The 19,213-nt window shown below is 71.4% G+C and carries 13 protein-coding genes; 7 read left to right on the forward strand and 6 right to left on the reverse strand.

Annotation, left to right across the window (positions count from 1 at the left end):
- The first annotated feature begins 1 nt into the window (after nucleotide 1).
- Nucleotides 2–895, forward strand: coding sequence for a hypothetical protein (locus ACGFSB_RS13560; RefSeq protein WP_393397992.1), 894 nt, complete (start codon nucleotides 2–4; stop codon nucleotides 893–895).
- 80 nt (nucleotides 896–975) lie between these two features.
- Nucleotides 976–5,634, forward strand: a complete 4,659-nt coding sequence (locus ACGFSB_RS13565; protein ID WP_393397994.1) for a hypothetical protein — start codon at nucleotides 976–978, stop codon at nucleotides 5,632–5,634.
- Between the two features lie 18 nt (nucleotides 5,635–5,652).
- Here ACGFSB_RS13565 and ACGFSB_RS13570 read toward each other — a convergent pair whose 3' ends face one another.
- The 5 genes from ACGFSB_RS13570 to ACGFSB_RS13590 all read right to left on the reverse strand — a co-directional run bounded on the left by ACGFSB_RS13570 (nucleotide 5,653) and on the right by ACGFSB_RS13590 (nucleotide 12,646).
- Entirely contained in the window at nucleotides 5,653–6,780 is a 1,128-nt protein-coding gene (locus tag ACGFSB_RS13570) for an aromatic ring-hydroxylating dioxygenase subunit alpha (protein ID WP_393397996.1), read from the reverse strand.
- Nucleotides 6,781–6,811: 31 nt separating this feature from the next.
- Nucleotides 6,812–7,966 carry an N-methyl-L-tryptophan oxidase gene (gene solA / locus ACGFSB_RS13575; protein ID WP_393397998.1) on the reverse strand — a complete coding sequence of 385 codons (1,155 nt, stop codon included), beginning with the start codon at nucleotides 7,964–7,966 and terminating at the stop codon, nucleotides 6,812–6,814.
- 33 nt (nucleotides 7,967–7,999) lie between these two features.
- Complete coding sequence (locus tag ACGFSB_RS13580) at nucleotides 8,000–10,483, reverse strand: FAD-dependent oxidoreductase (RefSeq protein WP_393398000.1); 2,484 nt, start codon at nucleotides 10,481–10,483, stop codon at nucleotides 8,000–8,002.
- A complete protein-coding gene (locus ACGFSB_RS13585; RefSeq protein ID WP_393398002.1) occupies nucleotides 10,480–11,565 on the reverse strand; it encodes an S-(hydroxymethyl)mycothiol dehydrogenase in 1,086 nt (361 codons plus the stop codon). The genes ACGFSB_RS13580 and ACGFSB_RS13585 overlap by 4 nt, the downstream gene beginning before the upstream one ends.
- Nucleotides 11,566–11,794: 229 nt before the next feature.
- Nucleotides 11,795–12,646 carry an IclR family transcriptional regulator gene (locus ACGFSB_RS13590; RefSeq protein WP_393398004.1) on the reverse strand — a complete coding sequence of 284 codons (852 nt, stop codon included), beginning with the start codon at nucleotides 12,644–12,646 and terminating at the stop codon, nucleotides 11,795–11,797.
- 190 nt (nucleotides 12,647–12,836) lie between these two features.
- On the opposite strand from ACGFSB_RS13590, the gene ACGFSB_RS13595 reads away from it, so the two are divergent.
- Both ACGFSB_RS13595 and ACGFSB_RS13600 read left to right on the forward strand, forming a co-directional pair.
- The gene (locus ACGFSB_RS13595) at nucleotides 12,837–13,157 is read left to right on the forward strand and encodes a bifunctional 3-phenylpropionate/cinnamic acid dioxygenase ferredoxin subunit (RefSeq protein ID WP_393398006.1); all 321 of its coding nucleotides are present in this window, start codon (nucleotides 12,837–12,839) and stop codon (nucleotides 13,155–13,157) included.
- Nucleotides 13,154–14,401, forward strand: coding sequence for an NAD(P)/FAD-dependent oxidoreductase (locus ACGFSB_RS13600; RefSeq protein ID WP_393398008.1), 1,248 nt, complete (start codon nucleotides 13,154–13,156; stop codon nucleotides 14,399–14,401). The genes ACGFSB_RS13595 and ACGFSB_RS13600 overlap by 4 nt, the downstream gene beginning before the upstream one ends.
- A gap of 72 nt (nucleotides 14,402–14,473) precedes the next feature.
- Here the strand turns inward: ACGFSB_RS13600 and ACGFSB_RS13605 are convergent, their stop codons facing one another.
- A complete protein-coding gene (locus ACGFSB_RS13605) occupies nucleotides 14,474–14,935 on the reverse strand; it encodes a hypothetical protein (protein WP_393398010.1) in 462 nt (153 codons plus the stop codon).
- Between the two features lie 433 nt (nucleotides 14,936–15,368).
- On the opposite strand from ACGFSB_RS13605, the gene ACGFSB_RS13610 reads away from it, so the two are divergent.
- The 3 genes from ACGFSB_RS13610 to ACGFSB_RS13620 are packed head-to-tail and all read left to right on the forward strand — an operon-like array spanning nucleotide 15,369 to nucleotide 19,192.
- Nucleotides 15,369–18,341: a nitrate- and nitrite sensing domain-containing protein gene (locus tag ACGFSB_RS13610; protein WP_393398012.1), complete on the forward strand. Its 2,973-nt coding sequence runs from the start codon at nucleotides 15,369–15,371 to the stop codon at nucleotides 18,339–18,341.
- A complete protein-coding gene (locus ACGFSB_RS13615) occupies nucleotides 18,338–18,778 on the forward strand; it encodes a roadblock/LC7 domain-containing protein (protein WP_393398014.1) in 441 nt (146 codons plus the stop codon). The genes ACGFSB_RS13610 and ACGFSB_RS13615 overlap by 4 nt, the downstream gene beginning before the upstream one ends.
- 9 nt (nucleotides 18,779–18,787) lie before the next feature.
- A complete protein-coding gene (locus tag ACGFSB_RS13620) occupies nucleotides 18,788–19,192 on the forward strand; it encodes a DUF742 domain-containing protein (RefSeq protein WP_361192081.1) in 405 nt (134 codons plus the stop codon).
- The last annotated feature ends 21 nt before the right edge of the window (nucleotides 19,193–19,213 follow it).

A 19,213-nucleotide genomic window follows, 5' to 3' on the forward strand; every position in this document is an offset into this window, starting at 1 on the left:
CGTGACCGAGCACCCCGCAGAGCACGCCGCGTGGGTCGAGCCGGAGTCACCGGCAGCGCCCGCCGCGACCGCCGCCATCACCCCGGCCGACGCCGCCGACGCCGCGCGCCTGGTCGCCTTCGGACTGCAGCCCAAGCTCCAGCCCGCCCGCGACCAGGAGTACGCCGAGCTGCTGCGCCGGCATCGCGAGGACCCGCCCTTCGCACGGCTCGCCGACGCCGTCGCCGCCGGGCTCGGCCTCGTCGTCCTGGAGGTGTCCCCGCGCGCGGGGATGGCCGTGACGGCCGCCGAGGACTCCGTGTTCGCCGTCCGCATGGGGGACTACGCACGCCGTACGACCGCCGACTCCACCGACCGCTTCCTGCACGGCCTCGCACATCTCGCCGTCGCCGCCCTGGCGTTCCCCCGCCCCGAGGACCTCGCCGACGACGGGTACATCGGCCGGGTCACGGTCAATGGAGTCGACGCCTTCGTACGCCAGGCCTGCCACCGCCTGGAGGAGCGCGCCGACGAACAGGGCGAGAACACCGACCCGGCGACCGACGCTCCCAGCCTGGAGGCCGCCTGGCGGATCTGGGCGCGGCGGAGCTCGACGGGCGCTACCAAGGACGCCCGCCGTCTCGCCGGATCGACCACCGGCATCATCGGCAAGGCCGTCACGTTCCTCACCGAATCCGGGTTCCTGCAACGCACGGGAGACGACTCTGGGGGGACGTACCGCACTACGGCCCGCTATCAGTTGCAGGTGCGCGACATGGCGGGCGGCGCCGCCATGGCCGAGCTCATCGAGCTCGGCATCGTGCCCGTCACGGACGGGTCCGCGACCCTGCTGCCCCCTGATGACACCGACGATCTGGAACTGGCCGCCGACGCGGGTCTGCCCTTCCACTCCTGACGCCACCGCCTGACGCCACTCCCGGTGTCACCCCGCACCTTCCTGCTTCTCCGCACGACTTACGACGAGAGTCCGCCGCCATGTACGAGCTGTCCCGGGTCCGCCTCTACTCCATCGGCCCCGCCGGTGCGCGCTACGCCGACACCGTGCTTGACCTGCGCGGCGTCGGCGCTGAGGTGCCCGACCCCGCGCCCGCCCAGGCGGAGTTCTTCGAGGACGAGCCGGTAGGTCCCCCACGCCGCCCGGCGCCCGCGGGCGTGCTCTTCCTGGAGAACGGCGGCGGCAAATCCGTCCTGCTCAAGCTGATCTTCTCGGTGATGCTGCCGGGCCACCGGAACACGCTGGGCGGCGCGAGCTCCGGAGTCCTGCGGAAGTTCCTCCTCGCCGACGACTGCGGCCATGTCGCCCTGGAATGGCAGCACACGCTGACCGGCGAGTGCGTCGTCGTCGGCAAGGTCAGCGAATGGCGTGGCCGGCAGGTCTCGAACGACCCGCGGAAGTTCGCCGAGGCCTGGTACTCCTTCCGGCCGGGCCCCGGCATGAGCCTGGACTCGCTGCCGGTCGCCGAGGCCACCGCCGTACGGCCGTCCGTAGAGGGCGTGTCGGGCGCGCAGGGGCGGCGGCGCACCATGAAGGGCTTCCGGGATGCGCTGACCGACGCGGCCAAGGTGTACCCCCACCTCGAAGTGCACTGGGAGGAGACCCACGACCGCTGGATCGAACACCTCGGCGACCTGGGCCTCGACCCCGAACTCTTCCGCTACCAGCGCGAGATGAACGCGGACGAGGGCGAGGCGGCGGGCCTCTTCGCCGTCAAGAAGGACTCCGACTTCACCGACCTGCTGCTGCGCGCCGTCACGGACACGCGCGACACGGACGGCCTCGCCGACCTCGTCCACGGCTTCGGCAACAAGCTGGGGCGCCGCTCCGAACTCATCGCCGAACGCGACTTCACCGCGGGCTCCGTCGACCTGCTCGGGCGGATCGTCGACGCCGCCGACACGCGCTCACGCGCGCGTGACGTCCATGCCGGTGCCGAGCGGCGCACAAGGACGCTCGCCCGCCGCTTCTCCGCGCGTGGTGTCGCCGAGCGGGGCCGCGCCGGGGAGCTCGCCGAGCGGGTCACCGCCGCCGCGCACACCGTCACCACGGCGGAGGAGGCACGCGGCAGGTGCGCGCTGATCTCCGCCGAACTCGCCTTCCGGCACGCATCGTTGGCGCTCACCGTCGCCGAGAAGGCAGCCGCCGCGCAGCGCCGTGAGCTCGCCGACGCACGCCAGCTGCACTCCGCGTGGCAAGCCGCAGAGGCCGTTCTGCGCCACCGTGCGGCCGCCGACCGCTCCGCGCGCGTGGCCTCCGCGATCCTGGAGGCCGAGCGGGACGCGGCCCCCGCGCTCGCCGCACGCGCCAAGGCGGCGGCCGATCTCGTACGAGTCCTGCACACCGCAGCCGAAGGCGCCGAGTCAGTCGCGAACGAAGAGGAGGAGCGCTCGGCGGCGCTCCAGGAGACCGGCGAAGTCGCCCACCGGGACGCCACCGCCGCCGCGACCGAGGCACAGCGCGCCCGCAGCGAGGCCGGGCACCTGCGTCAGCGCCTCACCGAGGTCGAGCAGGAGACCGCTGAGGCGGTCCGCGCGGGGTGGCTCGACGACACCGCGCCGGACGCCGACCCGGCGCGCGCGGCACTGGCCGCCAGCGATGCCGAGAAGACCACGGTGGCCGCCTGGGACACCGCCCGCGAGACGTCCCTGCGCGCCGCCGAGCACGCCAAGGAGGCCGCCGCGGCCGAGGCCCGTGCCGAACTCACCGCGGCCCGCGCGTCGGACGCTGCGGACGCCGCCGAGCACGCGTACGACGCGGAGCGCGGGGCCGCGGAGTCGATCGCGGGGGACGAACGCCTGGCCGAGCTGCTCGGTCTGCCGGGGGCCGGCTCCCTGGGCGGGGTGCCGCAGCCTCGGCACGGCGCAGGTCCGGCCGATGGGGACGGGGGACCCGGCACCGGCCCGCACTCCGTGACCGAAGACACCCTCTCCATCCCGGAGCTGGACCGCAGCGCCGACGACCTCCGCACGCTCCTCGAAGACGGCGTCGCCTCCGCCGAGCGGCAGCTCTTCGAACTGCGCACCGCCGCCGCCGACGACGCCCGGATCCTGGGCGCCCTCGGTGACGGCGGGCTGCTCCCGCCGGGGCCTGACGTCTTGGCCACCGTCGAGTTCCTCGGCGAGCACGGCATCCCCGCCCTGCCCGGCTGGCGCTATCTCGCCCAGGCCGTCGACCCCGCCGACCACGCGCGCGTGCTCGCCGCCCGGCCCGAGCTGGTCGACGGCGTCGTTATCACCGACCCCGCCACGCACGCACGGGCCCGCGAAGCGCTCGCCGGCGCCGCCCTGCTGCCCCGGTCAGCCGTGGCCGTGGGCACAGCTGCCGCCCTCCTCGCCCCGACCCCCGGTGAAGACGCACAGGGCGGTGATGTCTTCCTCGTACCGCCGAACCCCGCCATGCACGACGAGCATGCCGCCGACGAGGAGCGGCAGACGCTCCGCGCGCGGGCGGCGCAGCGCGACGAGGAGATCAGGGCGCTCGCCGTCCGGCTCGCCAAGGACCGTGAGCTCGCCGCACGGCTCGCCTCCTGGCGCGGCGGCTGCCCGGCAGGGCGGCTCGACGAGCTCGCCGTCGCCGCACGGAGCGCCCGTGCCTTCGCCGAGGAGGCCGAGACCGAGCTCGCCGAAGTTCGTTCGGTCCGCGCCGAGGCCGACGAGGCGGCGGCCGAAGGGGCACGCGCGCGTGATGAGCGGCAGGAAGCCACCCAGCGCGCACGACGCGTCGCCGACGCCCTCGCGGGGCTCGCGTTCCGCCTGCGCGAGCGCGCGGGCTGGCAGACCAAGCTGCGTGAACTCGCCGACGACGCCGTCGAGTCGGAGTCCCGCGCCCAGACGTGCCTGGATCGTGCACGCGCCGCCGACGAGGACCGCCGAGCCGCCCAGCGCGCTGCCGACGACGCCCGCCGCACCGCGCGTACCCTGCGCGCCGAGCGCGCCGAGATCGCAGGCGCCCCCGAGGAGCTGCCGGAGGACACCGGCGCCCCCAAGACCTCCCTGCCCGCACTCCGCGAGGCCTACCGCGCCGCGTCCCAGCTCTACGAAAAGGTCGGCGTCGGCGCCGACCTGCGCGCCGAACAGGCCCGCGCCGAGAGCGACGAGAGCAGTGCACTCGCCGAACTCGACCGGCTCAGCAACAAGGTCCGCACCCGTGCCGCCCTGCTCCTTGAGGGCACGGACGGCTCCGACGGTCCTTCCCGGCAGGCCGCATCCGCGCGCGCGGAAGCCCAGGTCCAGCTCATCGAGACCCGCGCATCCACCGCGAGCGAGCAGCTCGGCAGGCTCCGCGGCGAGGCCGAGCGGCTCGCCCCGCAGGACGGCGACGCGCACACCGAGCTCCCCGAAGAGCTTGTCCCCGCCGACGCCGAGCAGGCGCAGACCCTCCTGCGCACCGCCACCGGCGAACTGGCCGCCCACACCGATGCGCTGAGCCAGGCCAAGGACGCGCACGCCACCCTCCTGCACGCCCACCGCGCCACGGAGGACGCCGCCGGAGGCTTCGACGAGACGGCGGCCCTCCTGCGCGACCTGCTGCGCGAGCAGCACCACGAGGAAGAGACGACCGAAGAGCCCGAGCCCTACCCCGGCTCCCTCGAAGAGGCCCGCCAGTCCGCGGCCGAGGCCCGCCGCTCCCTGCGTGGCTGCGCCGCCGACCTCTCTTCCGCCGAGGCCGCTGTCCGCGAGGCCAGTGACATCCTCGTACGGCACGCGAACTCCACCCGCTACGAGCAGGTGCGCACCCCCGCCCGCCAGCAGATCCGCGAACTGCCCGCATCCGCCCTTCCGGAGCACGCCAAGAAGTGGGCCGACGCCTTCGCGCCCCGCCTGCGCGTGCTCACCGACGAGCTGGAGCAGCTCGAGCGCAACCGCGACAGCATCGTGGACCGGCTCCGCGGGCTCGTGGAGTCCTCGCTCGCCACGCTCAGGTCGGCACAGCGGCTTTCGCAGCTGCCCGAGGGCCTGGGGGAGTGGTCGGGCCAGGAGTTCCTGCGCGTCCGCTTCGAAGAGCCCGACCAGGCGACTCTGACCGAGCGCCTCGGCGAGGTCATCGACGACGCCACACGGGCCGCCGTCAAGAAGAACTCCGACATGCGGCGGGACGGCATGTCCCTGCTGCTGCGCGGAGTTCAGGCCGCCCTGGAGCCGCGCGGCATCGCCGTCGAGATCCTCAAGCCGGACGCCGTCCTGCGCGCCGAGCGCGTGCCGGTCGGCCAGATGGGCGACGTCTTCTCCGGCGGCCAGCTGCTCACCGCCGCCATCGCCCTGTACTGCACGATGGCCGCCCTGCGCAGCAACGACCGGGGCCGTGACAAGCACCGCCACGCGGGCACGCTCTTCCTCGACAATCCCATCGGCCGCGCCAACGCCACGTACCTCCTGGAGCTCCAGCGGGCCGTGTCGGACGCGCTCGGCGTGCAACTGCTCTACACGACAGGGCTGTTCGACACGACCGCGCTGGCCGAGTTCCCGCTGGTCATCCGGTTGCGGAACGACGCGGACCTGCGTGCGGGCCTGAAGTACATCAGCGTCGAAGAACACCTCAGGCCGGGCCTGCCGCAGCAGGACCCGGGCGAGGAGACCGTGCACGGGGAGATCACGGCGACGCGGATGTACAAGCGCCCTGCCGCCTCGACCTCGTAAGTCCGAGGCTAGTGAGTCCTAGGCGAGCCGACCGGTCAGCCACTCGTGGAACTGCCCGATGTGATGCTCGGTCGGCACCAGCACCCCGCCTCCGCGATAGGCGCGTGACGCCATCGCGGGCTGGGTGCGCTCACAGGCCTCGAAGTCCTGCTCGTTGACGCGGTGGAAGAGCTCCACGGACTTGTCGAGGTCGACGCCGGACGCGACGACCTCGGGTGTGTACAGCCAGTCGCACTCGACTACCGTACGGTCCTCGGCCAGCGGGAACATGCGGTGCAGGATCACATGGTCGGGGACGAGGTTGATGAAGACGGTCGGCTTGATGGTGATCGCGTAGTAGCGGCGGTCCTGGTCGTCGGCGATCTCGGGCAGACGGCCGAAGCCCGAGCTGCCGTCGACGGTGAAACCGCTGACCTCCTCACCGAAGGATGCGCCGTGCCCTACGTAGTACTGGGCGGCGAACCCGTCAGCGAACTCCGGAAGGACCTCCGTCAGTTCGGGGTGGATGGTCGCGCAGTGATAGCACTCCATGAAGTTCTCGACGATCAGCTTCCAGTTGGCGCGCACGTCGTACGTGACGCGCTTGCCGAGGGCGAGTCCTTCGGTTCCGTAATTTTCGATGGACGCCGAGTTGCCGAGACGCTCCACGGCCGCACCGATGACGGTCTCTTCGAAGGAGGACGGTTCGTCGGCCAGACAAACCCAGGCATAGCCGAGCCACTCCCGCAGCGCGACCTTGACCAGGCCGTACTCTGTGCGGTCGACGTCGGGCATCTTCACCAGGTTCGGCGCGGCGATCAGCTTGCCTTCGAGGTTGTACGTCCATGCGTGGTACGGGCATTGGAGTGCGCGACGCACCTCGCCCGACTCCTGTGTGCAGAGGCGGGCGCCGCGATGGCGGCAGATGTTGAGGAAGGCGCGCAGGCCCCCGGACCGCGAGCGGGTGATCAGTACGCTCTCGCGGCCGATCTGGACGGTCCGGAAGGCGCCGGGTTTGTCGAGGTCGGCGGAGCGCACCGCGCAGAACCAGAGGGACTCGAAGACACGTTCCTGCTCCTGCCGGAAGATCTCCGGGTCGGTGTAGAAGTGGCCCGGCAGCGTGGTGATCAGGCTGGCGGTGGACGGGGCCTCAGGGGTCGTCGTCACGGTGGCGTACTCCTCAAGCGGGCGCGGCGGCTCAAGCGGGCGCGGCGGCAAGGCGGCTGGGGTCGAAGAGCTCGATGGGGTGCTCGGTGGCGCCCCGCAGCGCCAGATCGGCGACGATCTCGCCGACGACCGGCACGAACTTGAAGCCGTGCCCGGAGAATCCGGCCGCGACGGTGACCGAATCCGGGTGGGCCGGGTGGCGGGCGATGACGAAGTGTTCGTCGGGCGAGTTGGAGTACATACAGGTCGCGGCCTTGAGGAACTGCCCCGGCAGGGACGGGATATGGCGTGCCATGTGCCCGGCCATCGCCTCGACCTCATGCGCGTGGACCGTGCGCTCGATGGTCTCCGGAGTGCACGCGGTGCCCTTGCGGAAGAAGGCGACCTTCGCGCCGAGATCCGGGCCGTCGATCGCCGGGAAGCCGTAGACCTGCACGTCGTCGGCGTCCTCCCAGATGTAGATCGGGTGGTTCTGCGGCAGGAAGGGGTGCACGCCGCCGGTCGGCTGGAACCAGTACATGACCTGCCGCTCGATGGTGAACGGCACCCCGATGTCGGTGAGCAGCTGCGGCGCCCAGGCTCCCGGACAGATCACCAGCTGGCCCGCCGTGTAGGTGTCTTCGGCGGTGTGCACGCGGACGCCGTCCCGATACGGCTCCCAGCGCGTCATCGGCTCCTCGAAGTGCAGGTCGGCGCCCTGCCGCGTGGCGAGCTGAAGATGTGCGGCGACGGTGTTCTCGGGGCGGACGAGGCCGGCCCGCGCCTCGTACAGCGCGACCTCGTCGTCGCGCGGGCTGAGCGTCGGGAAGCGGCGGCGTATCCCGGGGGCGTCGAGCATCTCGTGCGGGAGGTCCCACTGCTGTGCGGAGAGCAGCGATCCGGAGACGGTGCGGCTCTCGGGGCGGCCGAGCATCACGCCGCCGCACAGGGTGGCGATCTCGCGCCCGGTGTCGCGCTCCAGGCGTGCGTAGAGTTCGTACGAGCGCAGGAGGAGCGGGACGTACGCGGGGTCCTCGAAGTAGGACTGCCGGGTGATGCGCGAACCCCCGTGGCTGGACCCGCGGTTGTGCACGGGCCCGAACTTCTCCAGGCCGAGGACACGGGCGCCACGCGCGGACAGATGGTGGGCGGCGGCGCTGCCCATGCCGCCGAGACCGATCACGATCACGTCATAGGTGGGGGACACAGGGCTTCCTCCAATACAGCGGCTGATGGGCCTCTAGCGGCGGATGCGGGTCATCTTCGGGTCGAACAACGGCTCCTCGGCGACCGTGGCGGGCACCTTCTCGCCGAAGTACTCGATGTGCACGCCCGCGCCCGTCTCCAGCTGTGGGAGCCACGCGTAGGCGACGCAACGGCCCAGCGTGTAGCCGTACGAGGCGCTGGTGACGTAACCGGCCGGGACCCCGTCTACGTAGACCGGCTCTTTGCCGAGGACGACGGCGGCCGGGTCGTCGAGGAGCAGGGCGGTCAGCTTCCGGGCGGGGGCGCCGAGTTGTTCGAGCGCGGCACGGCCCAGGAAGTCGCCCCGGTCCATGCGGACCGCGAAGCCGACGCCCGCCTCGTAGGGGTTGTGTTCGGTGGTCATGTCGTGACCCCAGGCGCGGTAACCCTTCTCCAGGCGCAGGCTGTTGAAGGCGGACCGGCCGGCCGCGATCACGCCGTGCTCCTGCCCCGCCTCCCACAGCGTGTCCCAGAGCCGGAGCCCGGTATCGGCGCTCGCGTAGAGCTCCCAGCCCAGCTCACCGACGTACGAGAGGCGCATCGCCGTCACGGGCACATGCCCGATGTACGTCTCCTTCGCCTTGAAGTAGCCGAACGCCTCGTGCGAGAAGTCGTCGCGGGTGAGCGGCTGGACGAGAGCGCGGGCGAGCGGGCCCCAGACGCCGATACAGCAGGTGCCGGAGGTGATGTCGCGCAGCTGGACGTCTCCGGGGGCGTGCCGGAGGAGCCAGTCCAGGTCGGCCGGACTGTTGGCGCCGACCTGGAAGCGGTCCGGGGCGAGACGGGCCACTGTCAGGTCGGAGCGGATGCCGCCCGACTCGTCGAGGAGGAGGGTGTACGTCACCGCACCTGGCTTCTTCGCCAGGTTGTTGGAGGTCATGCGCTGGAGGAAGGTGAGCGCTCCGGGGCCTGACACCTCCAGGCGGCGCAGCGGCGTCATGTCGTAGAGGGCGACCTTCTCGCGGGTCGCCTTGGCCTCCGCGGCCGCGATCGGCGACCAGTAGCGGGCCGACCAGGCGTCGCGTTCGGGGACCTCGACGTCCGCGAGGAGCGGGGCGTTCGCCTCGTACCAGTGCGGGCGCTCCCAGCCGCCGCCCTCAAGGAAGACGGCGCCCAACTCCTGCTGCCGAGCATAGAAGGGGCTGACCCGCAGGGGGCGCGGCTGCTCCATGGGCTGCAACGGATGGAGCACGTCGTAGACCTCGACGAACTGCTGTGCCCCGCGGTCGGCGACGTACGAAGGGGAGCGCTGGGCATCCTCGAAGCGCGTGAGGTCGCAGTCGTGCACGTCGATGGAGGGCTGCCCGTCGACCATCCACTCGGCGACCGCCTTGGCCACGCCCGCGGAGTGCGTCACCCACACCGCCTCGGCCAGCCAGAAGCCGCGCAGGGCACGGGACTCGCCGAGGACCGGCATCCCGTCCGGCGTGAAGGAGAAGACTCCGTTGAATCCCTCCGCGATCTCGGCGTCCCGCAGTGGGGGCAGCAGCCAGCGGCAGTCCTCCCAACTCGGCGCGAAATCCTCCTCGGTGAAGGGGTAAGAGGACGGCATCTCCTTCGCGTCGTCGTACGCCGGGACCGTGAACGCGTCCACGGGCAGCGGGCGGTGGGCGTACGAACCGATGCCGATGCGGTCGGTGTGCTCACGGAAGTACAGATCGCGGTCCTGGAAGCGGAGGATCGGCTTCGAAGCCTCCGCGCGCGGGTCGTTGACGCCCGCGAGCTCGGGGAGCGGCTCCGTCTTCGCGTACTGGTGGGCGAGCGGGAGCAGGGGTATGTCGACACCGGCCATCCGGCTGATCACCGGACCCCAGAAGCCCGCCGCCGATACGACGTGGTCGGCGGGGAAGGTGCCCCGGTCGGTGACGACGGCGGTGACGCGGCCGTCCTCCTGCTCCACGCCGGTCACGGTGTGCCGGTCGAGAAAACGCGCTCCACGCGCGCGTGCCCGCTCGATCTGCGCACGGCAGGCGAGCACGGCGCGGGCGAGCCCGTCGTCGGGGGTGTGCAGACCGCCCAGGACCTTGCCCTCGTCGATGAGCGGCCACATCTCCTTGCACCGTGAGGGTCCGACCAGATCCGCGCGGATGCCCCAGGAGGCGGCGTATCCGGCCTTGCGGTGCAGGTCGGCCAAGCGCTCGGGCGTGGTGGCGAGTTCGAGGCCACCGACGGGGTTGAAGCAGGACAGGCCGTCCACTTCGAGCGCCCCGAACTTCTGAATCGTGTACGTGGCGAACGTGGTCAGGGTCTTGGAAGGGCCGGTCTGGAAGACCAGACCGGGGGCGTGCGAAGTGGAACCGCCCGGGGCGGCCAGCGGGCCCTGTTCGAGGACGGTGACGTTGGTCCAGCCGCGGGCGGTCAGCTCGTCGGCGAGGGAACAGCCGACGATGCCTGCGCCGACGATGACGACGCGGGGTGTCGGGGATTCGGCCTGGAGCGCCGGAGCGTCGGCCTGCGGCGCGGAGGCGGTGTCGCTCACAGGACCACCACCGAACGCAGGACCTCACCGCGGTGCATCCTGCCGAACGACTCCTCGACCTGGTCGAGCGTGATGGTCTCGGAGACGAACCCGCCGAGGTCGAGCCTGCGGCTCAGATACTGGTCGACGAGGATCGGGAAGTCCCGCGTCGGCAGACAGTCGCCGTACCAGGAGGACTTGAGGGCGCCCCCGCGCGAGAACAGATCGATCAGCGGCAGATCGATCGTCATCCGCGGGTCGGGCACACCGACCTGCACGAGCACACCCGCGTGATCGCGCATGTAGAAGGCCTGTTTGTACGTCGACGGGGTGCCGACCGCGTCGATCGCCACGTCGACCCCGAAACCGCCGGTGAGCTCGCGGACCGCGTCGACCGGGTCCGTGCGACGGGAGTTGACGGTGTGCGTGGCGCCGAACCGGGTCGCCCCGTCGAGCTTGGCCTCGTCGATGTCGACGGCGATGACGCGGCGCGCTCCCGCGAGGGAGGCCCCGGCGATCGCGGCGTTGCCGACGCCCCCGCAGCCGATGACAGCCACGGTGTCGCCGCGTCCCACCCCGCCGGTGTTCACGGCGGCCCCGTATCCGGCCATCACCCCGCAGCCGATGAGACCGGCGGCCTCGGGGCGTGCCGCCGGGTCCACTTTCACCGCCTGCCCGGCGGCGACCAGGGTCTTCTCGGCGAAGGCGCCGATGCCGAGGGCGGGACTCAGGGGGGTGCCGTCCAGGAGGGTCATGGGCTGGGCGGCGTTACGGGAGTCGAAGCAGTACCAGGGGCGACCGCGCAGACAGGAGCGGCAGGCTCCGCAGGGGGCGCGCCAGGCGAGCACCACATAGTCGCCGGGGGAGAGGTCGGTGACGTCGGCGCCGACCGCCTCGACGGTACCGGCGGCCTCATGGCCGAGCAGGAACGGGAAGTCGTCGTTGATCGCGCCTTCCCGGTAGTGCAGATCCGTGTGGCAGACCCCGCAGGCCTGCACAGAGACGAGGACCTCTCCCGGTCCTGGATCTGGCACGACGATCGTCTGCACCTCGACGGGTGCGCCCTTCTTCGTGGCGACGACGGCACGGACCTCGTGTGGCACGGCCAGGCTCCTCTGCTGTTGCGCACTGCACGACGGGTTGCGCTATGAGAGACATAGTGGGAACGCCATCAAGAGGTCGTCAAGGGGTGGGAGTTAAGCCTTCGCAAATCACCTGGGCACAGCGAAACGTGACCGACACACGCACTGGCACACGCACTGGCACACGCAAGGAGGGCGGAGCCGGGAATCCCTGGCTCCGCCCTCGTATCAGGCGTCTAGCGGCGGCCCGTCAGAAGCCGTAGCCCATCCGTCGCGACAGCTCGAGTGCGGCGGCGACCGTGCGCTTGGCGAGCTCGGTGAGGCGGTCCTCGGTCAGGCGGTACACGGGCCCTGACGTGCTGAGCGCCCCGATCACCTTGCCGTCGTGCGCCCGCACCGGTGCGGCGACGGCGGCCAGGCCCACTTCGAGCTCCTCCACGGCGATGGCGTACCCCCGGTCGACGACGACCTCGAGCTCGCCGCGCAGCGCCACCGTTCCGGTCACCGTGTGCTCGGTCAGGCGCGGCAGCGTACGCGCGATCAGGCCCTCGCGCAGAGTCGTCGGGAGGTGGGCCAGGAGGATCTTGCCGCTGGAGGTGGCGTGCAGCGGGGTGCGCCTGCCGAGCCAGTTCTGCGCGGTCACCGACGAGGGGCCGCGGGCCTGCATGATGTTGACCGCGGCGTCCTCGTCGATGATCGCGATGTTGACGGTCTCGCCCAGTTCGTCGGCGAGATCGCGGCAGACGGGGCCACCCTCCTGGGAGATGTCCAGACGCACTGCCGCCGCCCCCGCGAGGCGGAGTACGCCGGCCCCCAGGAAGTACTTCCCGCGGTCCTTGGCCTGGCCCACGAGGCCCCGGTTCTCCAGGACTCCGAGCAGCCGGAACGCCGTCGACTTGTGCACCCCCAGCTCGTCGGCGATCTCGGTGACTCCGGCCTCGCCGAGTCGGGCGAGTATCTCCAGGACGCTGACCGCGCGGTCCACGGACTGGACGGATCCCGGTGCGGCTTTCGGCTGTTTCTCGCGTGGCTCGGGCTGGTTCTCGGGCCGGTTCTCGCGCGGCTTCTCGTTCTGATCAGGCTGTTTCCGCGTACCGGTCATATGTCCACTCTCACCACCTGGCGGCCCGTTGAAGCCGCGTCTTCGGGAAGCCCTTGACGTGATGGGCATCCCGACCGGATTCTGTTGCGTATAGCGCTCCCTCGTGCGCCATGCGAAACATCATGTTACCGAAGGGTCCTGTGCCGGGAAGGCGTCAGGACCGGGCCGAGAGAGATCAAGAGGGGGGCCCATGATTCCCGTCTGCCGCCTAGAAGACCTCCCCGCGGGCGAATCCGTCCGCATCGACACCACGCCACCCATCGCGGTGTTCAACGCCGAGGGCGAGATCTACGCCATCGACGACACCTGTAGCCACCAGGACGCCTCTCTCTCGGAGGGGTGGCTCGAGGGCTGTCTGGTCGAATGCCCGCTGCACGCCGCCTCATTCGATCTCCGTACCGGGCGGCCGACCTGCCTGCCCGCCCGCCGCGCCGTGCGCACCCACCGGGTGAGCGTCGATGACGGCACGATCCATGTCCACCTGGTGGCCGAGGAGGGTTCCGCCGCATGAGGACCATTACCGTGGTGGGCGCCTCGCTCGCCGGGCTGTACGCGGCGCGCGAGCTGCGCGCCCAGGGATTCGACGGACGGCTCGTGATCATCGGCGACGAGCCGCACCCACCGTACGACAGGCCGCCGCTCTCCAAGGACTTCCTGACCGGCAAGGCGGATGAGGATCAACTCGCCCTGTCCGACGGCGAGGAGACGGCCGAGATCGCCGCCGAGTGGCTGCTCGGGGTGCGCGCCCGCGGTCTTGACCCGCGCGCTCGCACCGTGGTCCTCGAAGACGGCAGGACCGTCGCGAGCGATGGGGTGGTCATCGCGACCGGCGCGTCCGCGCGTCGGCTGCCGGGGCCGCCCCTGGCAGGGGTCCACACCTTGCGCACCCTGGACGACGCCCGCGCCCTGCGCGCGGAGCTGACCATCGGCCCGCTGCGGGTCGTGGTGATCGGCGGCGGGTTCATCGGCGCCGAGACCGCGTCCTCGTGCGTGGCGCTCGGGCACGACGTGACGGTCGTCGAGGCGGCCCCGCTGCCGCTTCTCCCGCAACTCGGCGCGGACATGGCGGCGGTGTGCGCCGGACTGCACAAGCGCGGGGGCACGGAGCTGCTGACCGGCACCGGCGTGGCCGCGCTGCATGGCGGCGCGACCGGCGTCCCCGGCAACAAGGACATCACCGGCGACACCACCGCCCCCATCACCGGCGTCACCGCAGTGGAGCTGTCCGACGGCCGGATGATCCCCGCCGACGTGGTCGTCGTCGGCATCGGGGCAGCCCCCAACACCGGCTGGCTCGCGGGCTCGACCCTCGCCCTGGCCGACGGAGTCCTCTGCGACGACGGCTGTGTCACCAGCCTTCCGCACGTCGTCGCTGTGGGCGATGTCGCCCGCGTGGGCGCCACGCGGGCCGAGCACTGGACGAGCGCCACGGAGCAACCGCGCGTCGCCGTCCGGAACTTGTTGGCAGGCCACACCGTCGAGACGGTCCGCCCGCTCCCGTACTTCTGGTCCGACCAGTACGGCTCCCGTATCCAGTTCGCGGGACGGCGGCACGTCGATGACACCGTGCGCATCCTCGAAGGGGCGCCGGACGACGGGAGCTTCCTCGCCGCGTACGAGCGAGAAGGGCGCACCACGGCGGTGCTCGCGATCGACCGGCCGCGTCCGTTCATGCGGAAGCGGCGCGAACTGAAGGCGGATGCGGCCGAGCCGACGGCGGTACCGGCGCCGGCAGGGGTGCCCGCGGGGGTCTGAGGCCAGGGTGCGTGACTCCTGGGAGGTCGACAACCCTGAGGAGGGCGACGACTCCTAGGAGTGCAACAACTCCTAGGAGTGCGACAACTGCCCCGCTCCGCCCCGCCTCCGTATGCGTCCCTCGCCCCGCGCGGCCACCCGAGCCTGCCGACGGGCCCGGCGCCGCTCGCGTCGCAGCTGACGCGCCGTGCTGCTCGGCACCGAGATCACCCCGTGCCGCTGGTTCCACACCTGGCGGGTCACCCACACATCGAGGACGCCCCAGGTGGCCACCACCGTGCTGGCCACGCTGCTGAGCACCATCGGGAAGGACAGCCAGGATCCCGCAAGGGCGCTCAGGAACGCCGTCATCGCCTGTATGAGGGTCAGCGCCACGATGATGACGGCCCGCACCGCTGCCGTGCGCACCGGATCGGGCAACCGGCGCCTGCTCGCCGGCTCCTCGACCCACAGATCCCTGCCGCTCTCGCCGTACGGACGCCCGGATGCCTCGTACCGCTCCTCAGGCGCTTGTCGGCGCTCTGCCGTGCCCATCAACTCGTCACTCCCCCCGATGCCGCTCGCTGAGATGTCGGCGGTCCCGCTCTCCCATTGGCTGCCCGGTATACGCAGCTTTACGCCACCTCGGCACGCCCTGCGGTCTCTGGTGCCCGCTGTCCCCAACTCCCGCACTGAAAGACGAACGAGGGGCCGGGAAGATTCCCGAGCGGTTTCGGGAGAGCGAAGAGATCCGGCCAACTGGGTCGATCGGTAGGGGTGATTGTGCCGAGTGGCATGTGCCACACGCGGGATGCAATCTCCCGAATTGGAGGGACAACTAGGGACGTCCGTTTCACGTCACGGCTGAATTCCGTCCGGACGCGCCTTCGAGTTGCTCCTGGGTCAGTAGTAGGCTCACGCCGTTTGTTGACGCACATGTGTGCCCCTGGCCATTGCGTGGCCGAAGGGGGCCGATCTGGGGGAGGCCATGCGCTTTCGCGGGAAGTCCATCCGCCGGAAGATCGTGGCATTGCTGCTGGTGCCGCTCATTTCCCTGACCGCGATGTGGGGTTTCGCCACCTATCTCACCGGCCAGTCGGCCAAGGACCTCATCGACGCCTCGAACGTCGTCGACAAGATCGGCTACCCGATCGAGGACACCGCCCGGGTCGTCCAGCAGGAACGCCGCCAGACCCTCGTCTATCTCGCCGACCCCCGCGCGTCCGACGCGCTCGCCGCACTGCGCCGCAGCCGTACGGCCACCGATGACACGGTGGCCAAGGTCGTGGACAACGCGGCCGACCCGGATGTACGGGACGAGGTCACCGGACAGTCGGCGGACCGGCTCGCCTCTCTCCTCGACTCCTTCGAGGGCATCGAGTCGCTGCGCCGCACGGTCGAGGAAGGCACGATCACCCGGGCCGGCGCCCTGAAGATGTATACGAAGCTGATCGATCCCTGCTACGGCTTCCTGATGACCCTCCACGGTCTCGACGACGTGACGATGGACGAGCAGCGCCGGGCGCTCGTCGGGGTGTCACGCGCGCGTGAACTGCTCTCCCGAGAGGACGCGTTGCTCGGTTCCGCACTGGTCGCGCGCCGCCTCACCAAGAAGGAGATCCGGGAGATCTCCGACCTCAGGGCCCAGCGCACGCTCCTGTACGAGGTCAACCTCGCCCAGCTGCCCGAGGACGAACGCGCCACGTACGAGCGCTACTGGAACGGCGCCGAGACGACGCAGCTGAGGGGCGCCGAGAAGGACGTCATCGAGGCCGCGCCCGGTACGCCGCACGTCGTCACGTCGGCGCGCTGGGACTCCGCTTCGGGCAAGGCGCTCAAGGATCTCGCCGAGCGCGACAAGGCGGCGGGCGACCGCTTCCAGGACCGGGTCGAGCCGGTTGCCGTCGGCGTGATCATCCGGGTCGCCGTGGCGGGCGTGTTCGGCCTGCTCGCGCTGCTGTTCTCGATCTTCATGTCCATGCGCATCGGCCGCAGCCTCATCCGCGACCTGCGCCGCCTGCGCCTGGAGGCCCACGAGGCGTCCGGCGTCCGGCTGCCCGGCGTGCTGCGCCGCCTGGCGGCGGGCGAACAGGTGGACGTCGAGACCGAAGCTCCCCGCCTCACGTACGAGAAGGACGAGATCGGCCAGGTCGGCCAGGCACTCAACACGCTGCAGCGCGCCGCGGTCGAGGCCACCGTCAAACAGGCCGACCTGCGCCGCGGCGTCTCCGAGGTGTTCGTCAACCTCGCCCGGCGCAGCCAGGTGCTCCTTCACAAGCAGCTCACCCTGCTCGACACGATGGAGCGCAGGACCGAGGACACCGACGAACTCGCCGACCTCTTCCGCCTCGACCACCTCACCACCCGCATGAGGCGGCACGCCGAGGGCCTCGTGATCCTGTCCGGCGCCGCCCCGTCCCGGCAGTGGCGCAAGCCCGTCCAGCTCATGGACGTCGTCCGCGCTGCCGTCGCCGAGGTCGAGGACTACGAACGCATCGAGGTGCGCCGCCTGCCGCGCATCGCCGTCACCGGGCCCGCGGTCGCCGACCTCACCCACCTGATGGCCGAACTCCTGGAGAACGCCACGGTGTTCTCGCCCCCGCACACCGCGGTGCAAGTCCTCGGCGAGCACGTTGCCAACGGCTTCACTCTGGAGATCCACGACCGGGGTCTCGGCATGGCGGCCGACGCACTCCTGGACGCCAACCTGCGCCTCGCGGAGACACCGGAGTTCGAACTCTCCGACACCGACAGACTCGGCCTCTTCGTAGTGAGCCGACTCGCCCAGCGGCAGCGCGTACGCGTCTCCTTGCAGCCCTCTCCGTACGGCGGGACCACCGCCGTCGTGTTCATCCCGGAGACGCTGCTCACGGACGACGTACCGGACACGAACGGCATCGGATTCCGCCTAGACCGGCCGCAGCCCAAGGAGGCCGTGGGCCGCGACAGCGCAGGGGACAGGAAAGCCGCGCTCGGCCAAGTTCCCGTACAGCTGCCCGGGTTGCCCGCGTCCCTCCTCGACGGCCCCGTCGAGCTGGAGGCGCCGGTCGGCATGGCGGGCCTGGACCCCTTCCCCGGCGCGATCGGCGACGACGACAGCGAGCGCGGCGGCCTCTTCCGCCCGCGCCGCCGCATGGCCGGGGTCCCGGGGGACGAACAGCACCAGCAGGCCCGCGACGAGCGGGAGACGGGCGAGCGCGAACCCACCCGCTCCGACGACTCGGCACCAGGCGGCAGCGGCTTCGGTGACTCGAGCGGCAGTGACTCCGGCGGCTCAGGCGAATCCGGCGACCATGGGGACCCCGTGGCGCTGCCCCGCCGCAGGACCCCGAAGCTGGTCTCCTCGCACGGCCGCCCCGTGACGCACACGAGGCCCCGGGGGGCGGCAGGGGACGCCGACGAGGACCCGGAGCGCCCGGAGCGCTCAGGGGCCTCTGCGGGACGTCCTCAGGGCGGCGCGGTGGACAGGGAAAGCGTGGTGGACAGGACCAGCGGCCGCAGCGCAGCCGAGGCAGTGGACCTGCCGCGCCGCCCCGAGCCGCAGTCCGCCTGGCCCGACCTCTCGCCGCCGCATCATGACGTCACCTCGGCCGGCGACCCGCCGCCGGACCTCCCCAGGCGCAACCGGCGGGCGGAGCCCCAGCCCCGCCCGGAGCCCAGGACCGGCACCGGGACGTCACCGGACGCCGACCGGGTGTCCACCACAGCCCCCGGCGGACTGCCACGGCGCGTCCGTCAGGCCAACCTCGCCCCGCAGCTGAAGGACGGGCCGGAGCACCGCACGGAACGCGACTCGGCCCCGGCCACGACCAGGCCGGAAGAGCGCGACGCCGATGAGGTTCGCAGCCGGATGGCTTCGCTCCAGCGTGGCTGGCAGCGTGGCCGTGAAGAGAACGCCGCGGGCGAAGACGCCTCCGACGGCACAGCACCAGGAACCACATCTGAGGGGGACGGTCGATGACCGCACCGAAGGCCGACGCACGTACCGCCACATCCGGGGGATCGGGAGAGCTGAACTGGCTCCTCGACGACTTGGTGCAGCGGGTCGCCAGCATCCGCAAGGCGCTCGTGCTCTCCGGCGATGGTCTGCCCACCGGCGTATCGAAGGATCTGACCAGGGAGGACAGCGAGCACCTCGCGGCTGTCGCCTCCGGCTTCCACAGCCTCGCCAAGGGCGTCGGGCGCCACTTCGATGCGGGCCGGGTCCGCCAGACCGTGGTCGAGCTCGACGACGCGTTCCTCTTCGTCACGGCTGCCGGCGACGGCAGCTGTCTCGCCGTCCTCGCGGACGCGGACTCCGACGTAGGTCTGGTCGCCTACGAGATGACGCTGCTGGTCAAGAGGGTGGGTGTGCATCTGGGTACGGCGCCACGCACCGACCTGACCACGGGAGGGTAGCGGGAGGGTATGAGCGAAGACGGTCAAGGGACACAGGGGACGCCTCGCTGGTTCGACGACGACGCCGGGCCCGTGGTGCGCCCGTACGCGATGACACGCGGCCGCACCACGAGCCCGGCCCAGCACCGCCTCGATCTGATCGCGGTCGTCATCGCGGAGGCCCGCGCCGGTGACCCGGAGGCCGACAGGACGCTGTCTCCGGAGCATGTGGACATCGTCGGGCTCTGCCGTGACAGCCCTCAGTCGGTCGCCGAACTGGCGGCCGAACTCGACCTTCCCATCGGAGTGATCCGCGTCCTCATCGGCGATCTGGTCGACGACGAACTGGTGCACGTGACACGTCCCGTACCCCCGGCGGAACTGCCCGACGAGAGTATTCTGCGCGACGTGATCAACGGCCTCCGGGCGCTCTGAACAGCGCGGAAGCGGGAGTGA

It is taken from the genome of Streptomyces sp. NPDC048441 (genome assembly GCF_043200235.1).
Lineage (GTDB): Bacteria > Actinomycetota > Actinomycetes > Streptomycetales > Streptomycetaceae > Streptomyces.